General features: G+C 38.9%; 15 protein-coding genes. 11 read left to right on the top strand and 4 right to left on the bottom strand.

What is annotated here, in order from left to right; genetic code table 11:
• Nucleotides 1–218 precede the first annotated feature (218 nt).
• Together IEV27_RS07100 and IEV27_RS07095 are read left to right on the top strand one after the other, a co-directional pair.
• Nucleotides 219–572, top strand: coding sequence for a hypothetical protein (locus IEV27_RS07100; RefSeq protein WP_188376725.1), 354 nt, complete (start codon nucleotides 219–221; stop codon nucleotides 570–572).
• 577 nt (nucleotides 573–1149) lie between these two features.
• Nucleotides 1150–1974 carry an aldo/keto reductase gene (locus IEV27_RS07095; RefSeq protein WP_245345295.1) on the top strand — a complete coding sequence of 275 codons (825 nt, stop codon included), beginning with the start codon at nucleotides 1150–1152 and terminating at the stop codon, nucleotides 1972–1974.
• 255 nt (nucleotides 1975–2229) lie between these two features.
• On the opposite strand, the gene IEV27_RS07090 is transcribed toward IEV27_RS07095, so the two are convergent.
• Nucleotides 2230–2421, bottom strand: coding sequence for a hypothetical protein (locus IEV27_RS07090; RefSeq protein ID WP_188376724.1), 192 nt, complete (start codon nucleotides 2419–2421; stop codon nucleotides 2230–2232).
• A gap of 112 nt (nucleotides 2422–2533) precedes the next feature.
• Here IEV27_RS07090 and IEV27_RS07085 point away from each other — a divergent pair, with 112 nt between their 5' ends.
• From IEV27_RS07085 to IEV27_RS07075, 3 genes are read left to right on the top strand one after another with little or no spacing between them, the layout of a single operon-like run.
• Nucleotides 2534–4042: a spore germination protein gene (locus tag IEV27_RS07085; RefSeq protein ID WP_188376723.1), complete on the top strand. Its 1509-nt coding sequence runs from the start codon at nucleotides 2534–2536 to the stop codon at nucleotides 4040–4042.
• Complete coding sequence (locus tag IEV27_RS07080) at nucleotides 4035–5144, top strand: GerAB/ArcD/ProY family transporter (protein ID WP_188376722.1); 1110 nt, start codon at nucleotides 4035–4037, stop codon at nucleotides 5142–5144. The genes IEV27_RS07085 and IEV27_RS07080 overlap by 8 nt, the downstream gene beginning before the upstream one ends.
• A complete protein-coding gene (locus IEV27_RS07075) occupies nucleotides 5141–6229 on the top strand; it encodes a Ger(x)C family spore germination protein (RefSeq protein WP_188376721.1) in 1089 nt (362 codons plus the stop codon). The genes IEV27_RS07080 and IEV27_RS07075 overlap by 4 nt, the downstream gene beginning before the upstream one ends.
• Nucleotides 6230–6530: 301 nt before the next feature.
• Here the strand turns inward: IEV27_RS07075 and IEV27_RS07070 are convergent, their stop codons facing one another.
• Together IEV27_RS07070 and IEV27_RS07065 are read right to left on the bottom strand one after the other, a co-directional pair.
• Nucleotides 6531–7004, bottom strand: a complete 474-nt coding sequence (locus IEV27_RS07070) for a hypothetical protein (RefSeq protein WP_188376720.1) — start codon at nucleotides 7002–7004, stop codon at nucleotides 6531–6533.
• An 8-nt stretch (nucleotides 7005–7012) separates the two neighbouring features.
• Nucleotides 7013–8008, bottom strand: coding sequence for a DUF3231 family protein (locus tag IEV27_RS07065; RefSeq protein WP_188376719.1), 996 nt, complete (start codon nucleotides 8006–8008; stop codon nucleotides 7013–7015).
• Between the two features lie 139 nt (nucleotides 8009–8147).
• Here IEV27_RS07065 and IEV27_RS07060 point away from each other — a divergent pair, with 139 nt between their 5' ends.
• The 4 genes from IEV27_RS07060 to IEV27_RS07045 all read left to right on the top strand — a co-directional run bounded on the left by IEV27_RS07060 (nucleotide 8148) and on the right by IEV27_RS07045 (nucleotide 14156).
• Complete coding sequence (locus IEV27_RS07060; protein WP_188376718.1) at nucleotides 8148–9158, top strand: TIGR00341 family protein; 1011 nt, start codon at nucleotides 8148–8150, stop codon at nucleotides 9156–9158.
• 373 nt (nucleotides 9159–9531) lie between these two features.
• A complete protein-coding gene (locus tag IEV27_RS07055) occupies nucleotides 9532–11274 on the top strand; it encodes an ABC transporter ATP-binding protein (protein WP_188376717.1) in 1743 nt (580 codons plus the stop codon).
• Nucleotides 11271–13301, top strand: coding sequence for an ABC transporter ATP-binding protein (locus IEV27_RS07050; RefSeq protein WP_188376716.1), 2031 nt, complete (start codon nucleotides 11271–11273; stop codon nucleotides 13299–13301). The genes IEV27_RS07055 and IEV27_RS07050 overlap by 4 nt, the downstream gene beginning before the upstream one ends.
• 33 nt (nucleotides 13302–13334) lie before the next feature.
• Nucleotides 13335–14156 (top strand): S1C family serine protease, encoded by an 822-nt coding sequence (locus tag IEV27_RS07045; RefSeq protein WP_188376715.1) that lies wholly within the window; start codon nucleotides 13335–13337, stop codon nucleotides 14154–14156.
• Nucleotides 14157–14170: 14 nt separating this feature from the next.
• Here the strand turns inward: IEV27_RS07045 and IEV27_RS07040 are convergent, their stop codons facing one another.
• A complete protein-coding gene (locus tag IEV27_RS07040) occupies nucleotides 14171–14770 on the bottom strand; it encodes a flavodoxin family protein (protein WP_188376714.1) in 600 nt (199 codons plus the stop codon).
• 403 nt (nucleotides 14771–15173) lie between these two features.
• Here IEV27_RS07040 and sigI point away from each other — a divergent pair, with 403 nt between their 5' ends.
• Nucleotides 15174–15911 (top strand): RNA polymerase sigma factor SigI, encoded by a 738-nt coding sequence (sigI, locus tag IEV27_RS07035; RefSeq protein ID WP_188376713.1) that lies wholly within the window; start codon nucleotides 15174–15176, stop codon nucleotides 15909–15911.
• Nucleotides 15908–17134, top strand: a complete 1227-nt coding sequence (locus IEV27_RS07030; protein WP_188376712.1) for an anti-sigma factor domain-containing protein — start codon at nucleotides 15908–15910, stop codon at nucleotides 17132–17134. Before sigI ends, IEV27_RS07030 begins: the two co-directional genes overlap by 4 nt.
• Nucleotides 17135–17184 lie beyond the last annotated feature (50 nt).

The following is a 17184-nucleotide window of genomic DNA, read 5'->3' as shown; positions in this document are numbered from 1 at the left end:
ACCCGTTTAAGCCAAGTTTCAAATTAAAGCGTAAGATCAGGAACAGACTAATCGATAGGCTCGCCGGTTCAATTAATAAACCTGCGCCTTTGAAAAATTGGCAAAAAATATTAATCTTTGGATAGGATTAATGTTACGAATGAAGGATGATTTACGCTATAATAAAAGAGGATGTGATGGTCTCTTAATCTAAAATATAACGATCAGGAGTAGGTGCCATGAGTACGAAAGTATGTCGTTATTGTTATAAGCAGATACGTGATCGGGATGAACTCGTTACAGCTTCCAACTGGTTCAGAGTCAGGCCGTATCATTATCGATGTTTTCAGTTACTAGAGGAAGATACGAGTACGGTAGCAGGAACGTGGACACCGATTAATGGGAGGGTAGGGTTAATAACGGTTGCCTTGATGCTGGCTTTATCCATATGGATGCTTACAACGGACACTCTTCATTCGATTGGTGATTTATTAGGAGTATTAGCTTTATATCCTGTCCTGCTGCGGGTTATTTCTTTTTTGTTTATTGAAAGCCGATTACCAAAATACATAGAAAACAAGCCTCACTTGTAGCGGGAACCTGTTATTTGAGGTTCTCAGCTTGTAGAGAAATCTAAGGTTTCCCTACATTTTTTAATACATGTAAAAGTTTTTTTCGTTTGATAGAATAAAGGGTTCTAGAAACGACTCCCTTTCCATGGGCGAATGGTGTGCCTCCTCGGTCTTTATAGCCCTCCGGTGTCACACCTTATTCGTATCTCCCATAGGAGTGTCGCCGTTTCTAGAACCCTTTTTCGTTAAAAGATCACTAGACCTAGTGGCGGCTAAGCTACGCTACGCTCTTCAACAATGCTCCATACCTCAATGGTTCCGAAAGCCAATTTTGATCAAAAGGAACGGAAAAAGTGACGACTCCTGCGGGACGAGCAGACCGAGGAGACTTTCCGTCTTGCCCCGCGGAAAGCGGCGCTTTTTTCCTGTTCCTTTTCTTCAGACCATAAGGGAGGAACCGAGTGATACTATGTTTACATCCAACCAAGCTTTTTCGACAGTCTGAGAACCTGCTTATTACAGGTTCTTTTTTTACTGTTTATCTTTTAATAGACAAGGGGATGAGTACAATAATATTGTTGATTAGGGAGAGATTTTTTTGAACTTAGAAACTACAGTTGAACTATCAAACGGTGTTAAAATTCCTCAGCTTGGACTAGGCGTATACAAAGTCGATCGAGGAGAAGAAGTTTATCAAACTGTTCAATCTGCTTTGAACGTTGGGTATCGTCATATTGATACAGCATCTTTTTATGGAAATGAAGAAGGGGTAGGGAAAGCGATCAAGGACAGCGGGATTTCGAGAGAGGAATTGTTTGTCACGACGAAAGTATGGAATGACGAACAAGGGTATGAGGAGACACTTCAAGCCTTTGAACGAAGTCTGAAACGTCTGCAAATGGATTACGTGGATTTGTATTTAATTCATTGGCCCGTCCCCAATCAATTTAAACAAACGTGGAAAGCGCTCGAGAAGCTTTACTATGAAGGAAAAGTACGAGCGATTGGAGTGAGTAATTTCTTGCAGCATCATTTGGATGATTTGCTTTTAGAAGCCGAAATCGTGCCCATGATCAATCAAGTTGAGTTTCATCCACAGCTTTATTTAAAGGAATTGCTTCACTATTGTCAACAACGGGGGATCCAACTTGAAGCGTGGTCTCCACTAGCCCGCGCTACATATTTAGATCACCCTTTACTGCTTCAGTTAGGGGGAAAGTACGGAAAATCTCCTGCTCAAATTATTTTAAGGTGGGACCTGCAGCATGGAATAGTGACGATTCCTAAGTCCACCCATAAAGAACGACAGGTTGAGAATGTAAATATATATGATTTCAGTTTAACAAAACTAGAGATGAACGAGATCAATAACCTTCATTGTGATCGCAGAGTAGGTTCACACCCTGACCAGATTAATTCGTAATTCGCGAAACAGGCGGGGACAAAACTGAATAAAGCATAAAATAATCCGAACGATTTTATTGAAATCAGTTCGGATTATTTATGTGCCAAGAAACGATTTTCACCATCGCTCCGTCAAAACACTTCGCTTTCCTGCGGGATCTTCGGCTCGCGCTGTTCCCACAGGAGTCTCCGCATTTAAGACTACGCTAATGACCTGCGTTTATAGGAATGTTCTTTTTTTACATCGTTATCTTACTTATGTCCCGGTATCTTTTTATTTACTTTCTTTTTGAGTCACAGGCTCCTTATCCCGAACTTCTTCTTTATAAATGACTAAGAATGGGAGAAACATAATAATAAGTAGAAAAGAAAATAAGATGATTTTTGCTATTAAATTAAACAAGAAAAAGATAGATAGAAAAAAAGCTGCCAAGACGAACAATGGGATGATATATGCGTAAATCAAGTCATTTCCTCCTTTCCCATAGCTTTCCCAAATTCGCATAAAAAAACAAGGTGTAGTGAACAATAAACGTAAAGAAGACTGGGATAAATGAATACGGTTAAGGAGATTAATCATGTGGAAATGGAAGCGGAAACGAGTACAAGAAGAAAAACAGGATGAGTTAAATGCCAAGGCAGAGGAGACGTTGGAAACGTTATTCAAAACCTTGAAGAAATCAGACGACTTTAAATCCTACCAAGCTGGGGTAAGCGGTTATATCGTTTCCTACGTTGGAACGTTAAGTGAACCAAAGCTTCTTAACCATTCCGTTTTGCCCGTACTTAAGCAGCACACTGTTTATACGCTTGATGATTTAAAAAATCTTCTTCCAGTGGAAGATCTTCAGATTACGGATGATCCATCCTTGGTTAGACAAAAAATGATGACAGGGCACATTGCTATTCAATTAAAAGAAAATGATCCAGGCGTATTGCTTATTCCGGCAGTAACAGTTGAAGGAAGAAAAGTTTCTATTCCTGAAGTTGAGTTTAGTGTCGTAGGGCCGAAAGAAGCATTTGTTGAATCCATCGATAAAAATATGAATTTAATGCGCAAACGCTTAACTCTTCCGCAATTTACGATGAAAGAAGTTACCGTAGGAAAGATAACTAAGACAAGGGTAGGTGTCGTGTACATAGATGGGATTGCCGATCCAGATAACGTAAATACGGTCCTACAGAGATTGCAGGATATTGAATATGATCAGATTATTGACAGTTCATTTATTACCCAGATGATCGCGGACAACTCTACTTCCCCTTTTCCCCAGCTATTAGATACAGAACGGCCGGACCGTGCGGTGGAAGTTATTGTTGAGGGGAAAATTGCAATTATCGTAGACGGTTCCCCCCATGTTTTAACATGTCCTACCACCGTAGTAGAATTTTTTTCTTCCTCTGATGACTATTTTTTACCGTGGCCCTTAGCCAGTGTCTTTCGTTTAATTCGCCTGTTTGCTGTATTTTTTTCTGTGCTTAGTACTTCTTTATATGTTGCCATTTTAACCTATCATCATGAAATGATTCCTGAGGAGTTAATGTCGACGATTGTATCTTCAAGAGCTGACATTCCTTTTCCTCCGATTTTGGAAGTTATTATTTTAGAATTAACCATTGAATTGCTTAGGGAAGCAGGAGCCAGGCTCCCTACAAAAATCGGTCAAACGATTGGTATTGTAGGCGGAATTGTTATTGGAACCGCTGCAGTGGATGCAGGACTAACGAGTAATGTTCTCCTGATCATTGTCGCGCTGGCAGCGCTGGCGTCCTTTACCACACCTGTGTATCAGATCGGTAACACCATTCGCCTTATTCGATTTCCGTTTCTGCTGGGTGCGCAAATGTGGGGGTTAATTGGAGTATCGATGGTGATGGCATTTTATATTGGACATTTGATCAAATTAAAGTCAATTGGCCGTCCATTCTTCGCTCCAATTTATCCATTACGGTTTCGCGATTTAAGAGATGCGTTTATTCGTCTGCCATTTAACAAACAGTCGGAACGCCCAATGCAGACTCGCCCAGTTGATGCTGTCAGATTTAACATTAAACGTACATCTGAGAAGAGGGACGTGGATGAATAAACTTTCAAATACAAATAGTGTTCGTATACCTGAACAATTCCTTATCACTCCGATGTTTGTATTTTTTATTATTCATTCCATGCAAGTAGGAGTGGGAATATTAGGATTCGAGAGTTATATAGCTGAGCACTCAGGCTTTGACTCTTGGATTTCACTCCTATTAGCTGGGGCATTCATTCATCTTTTACTATGGATGGTATATGAGATTCTCAAAAAAAGTGGAGGAGACATTGTAGCTATTCATAAAGACCTGTTTGGAAAGCATATAGGCGGACTGTTTAGTCTGTTCTTTAGTTTCTATTTTTTACTGTTAGCCCTTACTGTGTTACGTACGTTTATTGAAGTGATTCAAGTGTGGGTGTTTCCCAGCCTTCGAGTAGAAATTTTCACTTTTGTATTTCTAGGGCTGATCTATTATTTAGTAATCGGCGGATTTCGTCTAGTTACTGGTTTTTGTATGATCAGCGTTGTGTTAACGATTCCGCTGCTATTGTTGAAGTTTTTTCCGATTGAAGTAGGAGAAGTTAATTATTTATATCCTGTCATCGATCATAGCTTACTTGATTTTTTAAAATCGTCTAAGGCGAGTATTCTAAGTTTCTTAGGGATTGAACTGCTGCTGATTTTTTATCCGTTTATAAAAGATCCTCAAAAGTCCATCAAATGGGCACATTTTGGTGTATTTTATACAGTTTTAATCTATTTAGCGACTGCTCTTGTAGCCTTTATCTATTACAGTGAAGAGCAGCTTGAACATGTAACGTGGGGGACGATTTCTTTATGGAAAATTGTTGAGTTTCCGTTTATCGAACGTTTTGAATACATCGGAATCGCCTTATGGGTGTACGCTATAGTGCCTAATATTTGCTTAGCTATGTGGGGGGCGAGTCGTATTCCTAAACGAATATTCAATGCCAATCAAAAAGTAATGATTGTTATTTATTGCTTTATCCTTTACGCAGCTGCTTTATTTCTGAATGACCGCCAAGTAGTAGATAAGGTGAACACATTTACAGGAGAAGTAGGTTTTTATTTTCTTTTGTATATTCCAATATTGTACGTATTAATGGTGTTACTCCATAAAGTGAGGAATCAAAAATGAAGCGAAAAGGGTATTGGCTGCTTGTCGTGGTGTTGTTAGCTGGGTGTCAAACGATTTATAGTGTGGAAGACCGGGCAATCGTTCAAATTCTAGGCTATGACTATGTGGATGAAAAACAATTGAAAGGAACGGTCGGAATCCCTCATTATGGGGAAGGTTCAACTCGAACAGTAGAAGAGTTAAACTTAACGATCACAGCAGAGTCCATAAAGGACTTTAGTGAGAAAGTAGAGAGAGAATCTTCTAAACCATTATCGATGGGGAAATTAGCTGTCACTCTTTATGATGAGCGAATAGCGCAAGATGGAATTGAAGAGTTTTTAGATGTATTAAGTCGTGACCCTAGAGTGGGACGTAATATCTATATGGGGATCGTAGATGGGAATGTGCAAGAGTTAATTGAAGAGAAATACGAGCAAAATGAGACGACTGCGAAATATGTGAAAGGGGTTATTGAAAATAATAGTCAACGTAATTTTCCAGAAGCGAATCTGCATTCTTTTTTGTACGCTTACTATGCAGATGGAATAGATGGTTTTTTACCGTATATTGCAAAGAAAAATGGTCACATCGAAATATCAGGCGTAGCTTTATTTGATGGGGGAAAGTTTGTATCGGTTGTTTCTGAAGAGGATGCGTTAACTTTAAAATTTTTGAAAGAGGAAGTAAACCAAGGAGCAGCTAACATAAAGACAGCTCAAGAAAGCTTAGGTAATGTAGGAATTGAAGTAACCGACTCAACTGTAAACTATAAAATAGATAACAGTAAAGAAATGCCTCAGTTCGATATAAACATCAAGGTAACTGGGTTTATTAATGAAATGAAACAAAGAGATGTCGATAGTGTACAAACTCCTGAACTTGTAGCTGAGATCGAAGAGAAATACAAGGAACAATTTAAGGAAAGAGCAGAAGCCTTAGTCCAGCAATTTCAAGAAGCAAATACGGATCCTTTAGGTCTGGGAAACCTTTTAAAAAACAGGTATCGAAATTTTGATAAAGAAAAATGGGAAGAGCAGTACCCTGACGTACCGGTAAACATAAATGTAGAGGTCCATATAACAGGTACAGGAATTTCTCTATAAAAACCAGGCTAGGACGTTATTATACGGCCTAGCCTTAGCTAGTAGAGAAACCTTAGTTTCGCTTTTGTAAGATAGAGTAAAGGGATTTAGGAAACGACTCTGAATGGTGTGCCTCCTCGGGCTTTACGCGAGACCATGAAGAACTAATTATTTTCCATAACTGAATGATGAAATGTGCAAATTTGAATATTAAAAAGTTAGAAATTCACCTAAATAGAGTAGGTGAATTTCTACCTTTTTGACTTAAAAGCACTTTTTAAGTGGCTTCTCGAAGCTTTTTCGGCCGCCTGGCGATACCTTTTTATGTCTTAACCGCTACAAACCTCATGATGATGGTTCTGACTAGAAGTCCAATTCCTATGCCGGGAATGAGAAAAAGGATAGGAAGCCATATCGGACCTAAAAGCACCCCGTTCACCTTGAATTCAGCAGAATAAATTACCCCAACGGTAACGAAATAGGCGGAAAAAGCGAAGGGAAGAAACGATAGCGGTGGTGTGTCAGAATCTGCCCCTGCCTGTTTATAAGCATCCCAAATCGCAAACGTGTAAATACAAGGGTAAAACATAAGCCATTGGTAATCCGTTGTCTCAGCAGCCTCTGCGATCTTTCCTTGAAAACTCAAAAGGATCGCGGTATTAAAATGACTATATACATTAATAACCACTTCCAATAGAATGAAAAAAATCCCTTTTAAAAATTGGTGATTAAGCAGCTGCCCAAACCCTGGAAAAGCGACACTCCAGAATAAAACTTCTAATCTTTTGTTTTTCATAAGTTGACCTATTCCTTAATAAGGTCAAATAGCTTCGTTCGATTTACCGCTTGGGGAGGTTCTTCTAACCATTGGTTTTTAATCATGAGGTCAAGTCCATCTTTAGCGTATAGACCCGTCTCAATGGCGAGCTTCTGATACAGCAGCACAAGATCATAACGAAGACTTGCAGAAGAGGCAGTAGAATAGTTGCCCTGCCCAGTACTCGTTAATACACTGATGAGAAAAACAATCAATTTATTTGTAAAAGGAGCGATTGTCGATTGAGTAACGTAGGCTGAAGAGCCCATTGGCGGATGGATATTAGATTCGTTAAATTGCTGAGTGAATAATTTAATATGCTTTTGAGAGGTATCCCGTCCTTTAATCATAAAGGTTTGGACTTTCTTACTGTTTGTTGTTTGAGCAAATCCGGTACACAATAACTCACCAACTGCGTTGCTCTTTATGTTTTCAAACAGGTGAGTCATCTCAACTGCATTTAAAGAGCGCTTATGAAAAGGACTTAAGTATTTTTTTCCTTTTACAAATTCAACTTCTTTCTCAATCTCAATTTGGGGAGAGCTTGTAAATATTCCTTTCGATATCGACGTCGTAACAGCACTATTGAAGAATTTGGTCGTGTCTATCAAGATGTTTGAATAAAAGGAGCGGACTTCCTGAGTCACACTTGAAGACAAGGATACGCTGTAGGCCAATAATCCGGCTTTGCCCATGTTCTCAACAAATTGAAGCAGTAAGGCATCAGAAAAAAGTTTAGGAGCTTCTAAGTTAACGTCATCTTCAGTAAAACCTACGGGAATAGGGAGATCCCCTGCTTCTAAATAGTGTTGGGTTTGTTCATATACGTCATTCGATACTTGAAAAGCTTGGTCTATAATTTCTTTAATGTTTTCATCTTCCACCGTTTCTAAGAAGTATTTCAACACTTGGATTGACATTCCTGCCTGCAAGTTTTGAGTCCAAAGTGTTCCTATTTCATTTGTGGTTAATTTTTTAGTCATTCAATGATCTCCTTTACTTCCGCATTTCGTTTTATTTTTACCATAAATGATTATTTTATTTCATTCGTATAAGCATCAGTCTATAAAATAAAGGAAAAGATAAAACGAAAACAGGTATTTAATAAAGGAGGGAGCAGCCATGAGTTTACAGCTCGTAGAAGTTCATGTTCCTCCGTCACACCTTGAATTGTTTCATAAAAAGTTAGACGATTACGTATATGAGTCGTATTGGATTGAAACTCAAAAGGACGGAAGAACGTTATTTCGTATTCTTTCTAGAACAGGAAATGTGGAAGATATATTAAATGATTTAGAAGAAGTTTCTTATCAGGTGGAAGGGTTAGAAACCGTTCTATTACCTGTGAGAGCTTATTTTTCTAAGCATACAATTAAGTCGAAAGATAAAGAAGAAGAGGAGAACCAAAAAGCGAAGCTGAAAAGAGCGAGCCGCCAGGAGCTCTTAACTACAATTGAAAAAAATAGTAAAGTTACATGGAATTATTTACTTCTCATTTTATTATCAGCCATCGTTGCTACGACTGGTTTTCTAAAGGACAGCGAAGCAGTAGTGATAGGGGCTATGGTTATAGCCCCTATGATCGGTCCCGTGATTGCTGTTGCGTTTTCCTCCATTCTTGGGAATTATAAAATTCTCGGTAAATCAGCCTTTACTTCGTTTATAGGGGTATTCATTGTCGTTGGCATTTCTGTTCTTTTTGCCGGGGTGATGAATCTGGATTTAGAGACGAAGCAATATTTAAGTCGAACCGAAGTCACGATCATTGACGTTATTTTAGGGGTGGCTTCAGGAGCAGCTGGAGCTTTGGCGTTTCTCAACCGATTGTCTGGAAACTTGGTGGGTGTAATGGTAGCTGTTGCGCTTCTCCCTCCCTCTGTTGCTTTAGGCATGTCGATAGGAAGCGCGGAATGGGATTTTGCTTATGGTGCTTTTCTGTTGGTAACCGTCAATATTATGTCCATCCTCTTAGCTGCAGTGGTGATTTTTTCGATTAGCGGGATTCGTCCTGTGCAATGGAGAGAAGTGCAGAAAGCGAATGTATCCCGCCGTTTGTCGATGATTTTTATATTTATCATTGTAGCTGTGCTGGCTTTGTTAATCTTTATAAGCGAAGGGCGATTCAATTTGTAAAATTTTCAAATTCTATTGCAATAATTTTCCGAAAACTATATAATAAATAATCATTAAGTAAAGGAGGTCACGATCATGGAAAAGCACATGATTGAATTACGCATGAACTTTATATGGTCGTGGCCTCTGCGTTTCTTCTAAAACAACGTTACCTGGAAGCAATTGGGCCACGTATGCACGTGGCCCGTTTTATTTGATTTTTTTAAGCATACGTCACGTACGTATGCTTTTTTGTCGTTAAGCGGTTTCAACCGCTTCACATAAATCAATAAAGAAGGAGGAAGGAAAGATGGATCAACAAAAAGCTGAAAAGAAAACGTTAAAAGATTGGAAAGAGAGTGGCTAGCTGTTTACAGGTGGAAAGGATGATTAGATGTTTAATGTTTTATTTAAGTTAGGATGGTTTTTTAAAGAATATTGGAAGCGATACACGTTTGCAATTGCAGCACTAATTGTCGTTAGTGCGATTGACTTAATTCCCCCAAAGTTAGTGGGGATGGCGATTGATGAAATTCAATTTAACACGTTAACGATGGAAAGATTAATTGAAATTTTAATGATTTATGGAGGTATTATCTTTGTAAGTTATTCGTTATCTTACATGTGGGATTACACGTTATTTAGTGGAGCCGCAACATTAGAGAGGACAATGCGTTCCCGGCTCATGAATCACTTTTTACGAATGACCCCAAGGTTCTTTCAAAGCAACAAAGTTGGAGATTTAATGGCACGATCTACCAACGATTTAAAGGCCGTCATGATGACCTCAGGCTTCGGAATCTTAACTTTAGTGGATTCAACGGTTTTTATGATTTTAATCATACTTATGATGGGGTTCACCATAAGCTTTAAGCTTACTTTAGCAGCTTTGCTGCCCTTGCCAATCATGGCTGTTGTCATGAATAGATATGGAAAGGTCATTCACGCAAGGTTTATGGAAGCTCAGGACTCGTTTGGAGATTTAAATAACAATGTGCTGGAATCCGTGCGAGGCGTACGAGTCATCCGAGCTTTCGTTCAAGAGAAAAATGATGAAGAAGCCTTTCAGCGCATGACGAATGAAGTGTACAACAAAAATGTGGCTGTAGCAAAAATGGATGCGTTATTTGAACCGACGATAACTGTTTTAGTAGGAGTAGCATACACGATTGGCTTAGGATATGGCTCTTCACTAGTCTTCCAGAATGTCATTACGCTGGGAGAAATGGTTTCGTTTAATGTCTATTTAGGGATGTTGATTTGGCCGATGTTTGCTGTGGGCGAGCTCATTAATGTGCTGCAGCGAGGAAATGCGTCGCTTGACCGAGTCAACGACACGCTTGAGCAACGGCCTGATGTGTCTTCGCCAGCACAACCTGCCCATGTAGAACAACCTAAACGAATCGAATATAACGATATCTCTTTTACTTACCCAAATACAAAAAAGCCGGCATTAAAAGGTATTAACCTGCGTATTAATCAAGGCGAAACGATTGGTGTCGTAGGTAAAACAGGAGCAGGGAAGACGACCTTTATCCGACAATTTCTTAGGGAATATTCCGGGATGAAAGGTTCGATCAAAGTAAATGGTGTGAACCTAAACGACATTGATTTAGATAGAAGCCGTTCATGGATGGGGTATGTGCCTCAGGACCAGGTCCTCTTCTCAAAAACGATACGCGAAAACATTCAATATGGTAAATACGATGCCTCAGATAAAGAAATCTATCGTGTACTAGGGCTCGCCTGCTTTTTAGAAGATATCAAAGTTTTGCCTCAAGGCCTAGATACACTAGTAGGTGAAAGCGGCGTTACATTATCCGGTGGCCAAAAACAAAGGGTGAGTATAGCAAGGGCGTTCATTATGAATCCTGAAATTCTCTTGCTCGATGATGCGATGTCGGCCGTTGATGGGAAGACAGAAGCTGCGATTATCCAACATTTAAGAGAACAGAGAAGGAACAAAACGACCATTATTGCGGCACATCGATTGTCAGCTGTGACTCATGCTGACCATATTATCGTACTGGATGAAGGAACAGTGGTGGAAGAAGGAAGACACGAAGAGTTAATGCAAAAAGGCGGCTGGTATCAGCAGCAATACGAGCACCAACAGTTAAAGGAGGGGACAGAATGAAACAACAATCAACGGAAAGAAGGTTATTTCAATATGCTTTTATGTTCAAAAAAAGTGTAGCCATAGGCTTAATCTGTCTCATTGTTGCTGTTGGACTTGAACTAACAGGGCCTTTCATAGCAAAACATTTAATAGAAGAACACATCGTAGGAATAGAAACACAATGGCACGAAGTAACAAAAGAAGATCGGTGGACGGTTTCTTATGATCATAAACAATATAAAAGGGATGATCGGTTAAGCAGTGCGGAAGAAAGCAGAGGAGTAGCTACCATTCTCCAAGTCGGCCGGCAGTATTATTTTGTAGATGAAGAAGTCCCCATGACGGGGAGCCGTTCATTTGCAAATGGGCAGCTTCAGGTGGAACAGTCAGATCAAAGTATTCGTGTGGACGCGAATCAATTATCTTTATCAGAACTTTACTCTTTTTTTAAACCTGAACAACCATCAATCTATTGGTTACTTGCGCTTTATGTAGTCCTCCTCCTTGTTGCGGCATGTTTTCAGTTTATCCATACATTTGTTTTACAGAAAGCATCTAACCGTATTATTCGTAAAATGAGGGATGATTTGTTTAGTCACGTCCAACGGCTTCCGATCTCTTATTTCGTCAATCAACCAGCCGGAAAAATTGTAGCTCGAATTACAAATGATACAGAAGCCATTCGAGAACTTTATGTAAAAGTATTAGCTACATTTGTAACGAGTGTTTTCTATATGACGGGAATCTATGTAGCGTTGTTTCTATTGGATGTAAAACTTGCTTTGTTATGTTTAGTGGTTGTTCCAATTATTTTCATTTGGATGAAAGTTTATAAGTACTATGGCGGCAAGTACAACACGGTGGTGCGCTCCACAGTTAGCGACATGAATGGGAATATTAATGAAGCGATTCAAGGCATGTCCATTATTCAAGCATTTCGTCAAGAAAAGCAGACATCTCAAGACTTTGAAAAACTCAATGATAAACATTTCTTTTATTCACGCAAATTAGTCAAATTGAGTGCATTAACATCTTTTAACCTTGTGAATGTGATTAGAAATATCGCATTTGTAGGTCTTATATGGTATTTCGGATCTGGATCACTTGGCGCGGAGGGGATTGTAACCGTAGGGGTGCTTTATGCTTTCGTGGATTATTTAAATCGATTATTTCAGCCTGTAACGGATCTCGTTAATCAGCTTCCTCAATTAGAACAAGCGCGTGTAGCTGCAGGAAGAGTGTTTGAATTGATGAATGAAGAAGGAGAAAAAGTTTCTGAAACACCAATGAAGCGTTATAAAGGTCATATTGAATTTAACGATGTTTCATTTGCCTATAACGATAAAGATTATGTATTGAACCATATATCTTTTGAAGTAAAACCAGGAGAAACAGCGGCATTTGTCGGTCATACAGGGTCTGGTAAAAGTTCAATTATGAATGTGCTCTTTCGCTTTTATGATCACCAAAAAGGAACCGTGAAAGTGGATCAACAGTCTATAAACGAATGGTCAAGACAGCAAATCCGTAGTCATATGGGTATTGTACTTCAGGACCCATTCATCTTTTCAGGGACGATTTTGTCGAATGTTACGATGAACGATAAGAGTATTTCCCGGGAAATGGCGATTCAATCATTGAAAGCTGTAGGGGCCGATCGTTTTATAGAGAAACTTCCACAGCAGTATGATACTCCAGTAAGAGAAAATGGGGATTCTATGTCCATGGGAGAGAGACAGCTGATCTCGTTTGCCAGGGCGCTGGCGTTTGATCCTGCGATTCTTATACTGGATGAAGCTACAGCCAACATTGACACGGAAACAGAGCAATTGATTCAGAAAGCTCTAGACGTATTGAAGCAGGGAAGAACGACGTTGGTTATTGCCCATCGATTATCGACGATTAAGCAGGCTGATCAAATTTTTGTGTTAGATCGTGGTACAATTATAGAAAGAGGGAAGCACGAAGCTCTTATTAAAAAGGGTGGGAAGTATCACCATATGTATAAGATGCAGCAAGGTGCCTTAAAGGAGCCGGCTGTATAAGTAGTTACCTATACTAGTTCACGAGGTGGATCAATGGATGATCGTGACGAGGAAAAAAAAGATATCATCGATGAAGATCTCTATGAAGAAATAGACGATGAAGAAATGTATGAACTTGTCCAAGAAGAGAAAAGAAAAGCGCTTGAAAAAGCGAGGAAAGAAAAGAAATCAACCGTTAAACGACCTTTTCCTAAGTGGATTTTCTATGTGATCGCATCTATGATGGTTGCGGCCATTCTGCCAAATACTTTTTCATTACCTGCGTTAGATTTCTTAGTGACATCAGCAAAACTTTCTACAAATGATCAAATGGCAGAATACAAAGAGTCGGTCGTAGTCGTAGAGGCAGGAGAAAGCACAGGAACTGGTTTCTCTGTCAGCGCTGACGGCATGATTTTAACCAATCATCATGTGATTGAAGAGGAAAAGAGAATTTCTGTGAGTTTTCCTGAATCAGGTCTTCACGAAGCCAAAGTTGTTGAGAGAATGCCTGAGGTAGATTTAGCAGTTCTAGAAGTAGAAGGGAATGATTTTCCTTATTTACCATTAGCAGAAGAGACTGTTTTTGATCACGACGAGGAATTCTCCTTCATAGGAAACCCATTAAACTTTACAGGAATTGCAAATCAAGGAACCATAATTGATTATACAGAACTAAATAGCTGGGACCGTCCTGTTCTTATGCTGGATGCTCCAATTTACAGAGGGAATTCGGGGAGTCCTGTCATTAATAAAGATGGCGAAGTAATCGCTATTGTTTTTGCTACTTCACGCAAGGAAGAGCATGGACGCGTGGGATTAGCCGTTCCAGTCGATTATTTCTATGAAGAAAGTAACAGCCCCCTCATTCAATAAAAGAGGGGGCTGTTTTACGTTTCAGATGTGTCTTCCATCACAGGAATGGGGTGGAAGCTTAGGATTTCGGCAAAGTTAATTAAATTCGTACTCATTTTAGCCACTTGTGTTTGAATAGAAGTGGAAATGTAATCAGGATGACAAGATTCGCTGCAAATAGAACCTGAGTGAGGGGGGATTGTAAAGCCGAGCATAGACAGGCTGTACATAATCGATTGAACAGCGACCCTTGCCCCGCCATCTCCGCCGTCTACAGCAATAACACCTCCAACTTTATTATAAAAGAGGTGCTGTCCTTTGTGATTTTTCATATCATGATAACCTTGCAGACGTTCAATAATTAAAGTAGCTATACTGCTTTTTTCTCCTAAGGTGATCGGGGTAGCAAAAAGTACGATATCTGCTTCGCAAATTTTATTGAAAATAAATGGCCAATCATCATTTCCATCTAAATTACTGGTAATGCCAAACGTAATATGAAAATCACGGAGGTGCACTCTTTCAACATCTGTTTTTTCACTTTGGAAAGTGGCAGCGGCTTCATCGAGTAGAAATTCTGTATCGGTTTCTTTATATCCTTTTTCCAAACTGCAGTTCAACAATAATGCTTTCATTTAATCACCTCCATTGAACGATGCTAATGAAGGTTTAACCTATATTAAATATTTTAAACGTATCCACTACAGTTTTTGTTTTATAGGTCTAAAATACTAGTTATGTTTGGTTAGTTCAGGATGAAATCCCTACAGGGGGGAATGTAAGACATTTGGACTGTTTTTTGAAATGATTATTTAACAAAATGTAAATCGAATGTGTTGGTATTTTTGTAGAATATTAAGTAAAATTGTCTTGCTCGATACAATACCAAAACATGCCTATTTTATATAATTAGTGAAAACTGCTTCAGTTGTAATGGTTGATACAAAATTGTAATCTAATTGAAATTATTTTTTAAAAAAACGCCCAAATAAATTAAAAATTATACGAAACCGTATGAATGGCTGGAGGTGATGAAGGTTGATCAAGCGCCTGGCAAGAAAGAAAGACACCTTCCTTGATGAACGTGTAGCAGCTGCTAAAGAGGGAGACGACGAAGCAAAAAACGAAATTCTAAAACAGTATCAACCTTTTATCGCCAAAAGTGTTTCTGAAGTATGTAAAAGATATATCGACCCTGCGAAAGATGATGAATTCAGTGTTGGTTTATTAGCTTTTAATGAAGCGATTCATGCTTACTCTTATGATAAAGGAAGCTCATTTTTATCGTTTGCGAAATTAGTGATCAAACGTAAGGTTATTGATTACATTCGGAATGAGCAAAAGCGACCTAAAATGGTTTCTTTGGACGAAGAATATGTAGACGATGAACAAATGGAGAATCCTTCTGAAATTAAAGCTGCGAAAGACCGGTTCGTTTTGGAAACAGAAGCCTGGTACCGTCGAGAAGAGATTGTTGAGTTTCAGTCCCAATTGCATAAGTATGGACTGACGTTTAACGAATTAACGGAATCATCTCCAAAACACGTGGATGCAAGAGAATCTGCGGTGCAAGTGGCTCGGATTGTTTACAATGATGACGATCTACGCGAACAGGTACTTTTAAAAGGACGTCTGCCTATGAAAGATTTAGTGATGAAAGTAGACGTTAGTAAGAAGACACTCGAACGAAATCGTAAATTCATCATCGCCATGGTACTCATCTTAGCAGGTGATTACGTATATCTAAAAGAATATTTAAAGGGTGTGGGTATGTGAGGAAAGGTATTGTAATGGAGCAGAACGAAAAATTCACCATCGTTATGGCAAGTGATGGTACCTTTCATAAAGCCAAACGCTTGAAGCGGGCGAATATTGGGATGGAGGTTCATTTTCAACCCTTTAAAGAGTCAAGTATAAAGAATATGTTTCTTGTACACCGTATGAAATTTGCTGCGGTTGCATTAGCAATTCTACTGACGCTATTCCCTGCTTATTTTTGGCACGAAAATAATAAAGCTTACGCCTACGTTAACGTTGACATTAATCCAAGTGTTGAGATGGAAGTTAATGATCAAATGAAGGTGCTAAACTTAAATCCGCTTAATGAAGAAGCGGAACAAATGATGACTAAAATAGATAATTGGAAAAAGAAACCGGCCTCAGAAGTAGCTCTTCAAATGATCTCATTAAGTCAATTAGAAGGTTATATGACAAGTGATCAAGAAGTTTTAATTGGGGTCAGCTACATAAAGGAAAGCGCCGTGGATTTTTCTAAAGCGATCGAAAGCTATTTGGATCAAGAGATGGAAAACTTAATGCTGGCTTCCTATAACGTTCCAAAAGGAGTACGTAAACAAGCGGAAGATGAAGACACCTCAGTCAATGAATTGATGGCTGAATCATTAGAAGAAGAATCAAAAGATATGAATACGGAAGGCGACTCCATTGAAGATGATGACAAAGCCATTATACAATCCTTTTATGAAGAAAATGATTCGTCTGAAATTGAAACGCTTCCTAATGATTCTTCTTTAGATAACAACTCTGAGACTCCTTTTGAAGAAGATTTGATGCTTCCTAATCAAAAGTTTGAACGTGGACAGCCTGAACTAAAAGATAAAAAAGAGGACGCTGATCCTTTAGCAGAAGGAGACCAGCCTTCTGCTAAAGATAAAGAGAAAAAAGGCAACGAAAATAATAACCAAGAGAGTAAAAAAGATAAAAACAATAAAAAAGATCGAGAGAAAGACCACCCTTCTGAGCAAAAAGAAGAGAATGGCAAAGCAAAAGCAAAAGCAAAAGCAAAAGCAAAAGAAGAAAGCGAAACAAATAATAACCCTAATAGCGACGGGCAACGTACAGAAAAGCCAAAAGAAAAAAGTACAAGGAATAATGAAAATGCTGGACCTAAAGAAAAAGATGATGAACATCCATCCCAACAAAATAATGGCCAGAAAGGCAACAAGCCGGACAAAAAGGATAACCAAAAACCTCATTAATTTTAATTCAACATTTCCAGGATTGAGTGGAAGTGTTTTTTTATAGGCAA

Source organism: Halobacillus andaensis, assembly GCF_014636475.1.
GTDB lineage: Bacteria > Bacillota > Bacilli > Bacillales > Halobacillaceae > Halobacillus_A > Halobacillus_A andaensis.
The sequence above is the reverse complement of the archived record's forward strand: the minus strand, read 5'-3'. Positions and strand labels throughout refer to the sequence as shown.

Excerpts from the sequence above, each read along its gene's own strand:
- IEV27_RS07085 (WP_188376723.1), top strand. The coding sequence starts at position 2,534 with ATGTGGAAATGGAAGCGGAAACGAGTACAAGAAGAAAAACAGGATGAG.
- IEV27_RS07040 (WP_188376714.1), bottom strand. The coding sequence starts at position 14,770 with ATGAAAGCATTATTGTTGAACTGCAGTTTGGAAAAAGGATATAAAGAA.
- IEV27_RS07070 (WP_188376720.1), bottom strand. The coding sequence starts at position 7,004 with ATGAAAAACAAAAGATTAGAAGTTTTATTCTGGAGTGTCGCTTTTCCA.
- IEV27_RS07080 (WP_188376722.1), top strand. The coding sequence starts at position 4,035 with ATGAATAAACTTTCAAATACAAATAGTGTTCGTATACCTGAACAATTC.
- IEV27_RS07100 (WP_188376725.1), top strand. The coding sequence starts at position 219 with ATGAGTACGAAAGTATGTCGTTATTGTTATAAGCAGATACGTGATCGG.
- IEV27_RS07065 (WP_188376719.1), bottom strand. The coding sequence starts at position 8,008 with ATGACTAAAAAATTAACCACAAATGAAATAGGAACACTTTGGACTCAA.
- IEV27_RS07075 (WP_188376721.1), top strand. The coding sequence starts at position 5,141 with ATGAAGCGAAAAGGGTATTGGCTGCTTGTCGTGGTGTTGTTAGCTGGG.
- IEV27_RS07060 (WP_188376718.1), top strand. The coding sequence starts at position 8,148 with ATGAGTTTACAGCTCGTAGAAGTTCATGTTCCTCCGTCACACCTTGAA.
- IEV27_RS07055 (WP_188376717.1), top strand. The coding sequence starts at position 9,532 with ATGTTTAATGTTTTATTTAAGTTAGGATGGTTTTTTAAAGAATATTGG.
- IEV27_RS07050 (WP_188376716.1), top strand. The coding sequence starts at position 11,271 with ATGAAACAACAATCAACGGAAAGAAGGTTATTTCAATATGCTTTTATG.
- IEV27_RS07045 (WP_188376715.1), top strand. The coding sequence starts at position 13,335 with ATGGATGATCGTGACGAGGAAAAAAAAGATATCATCGATGAAGATCTC.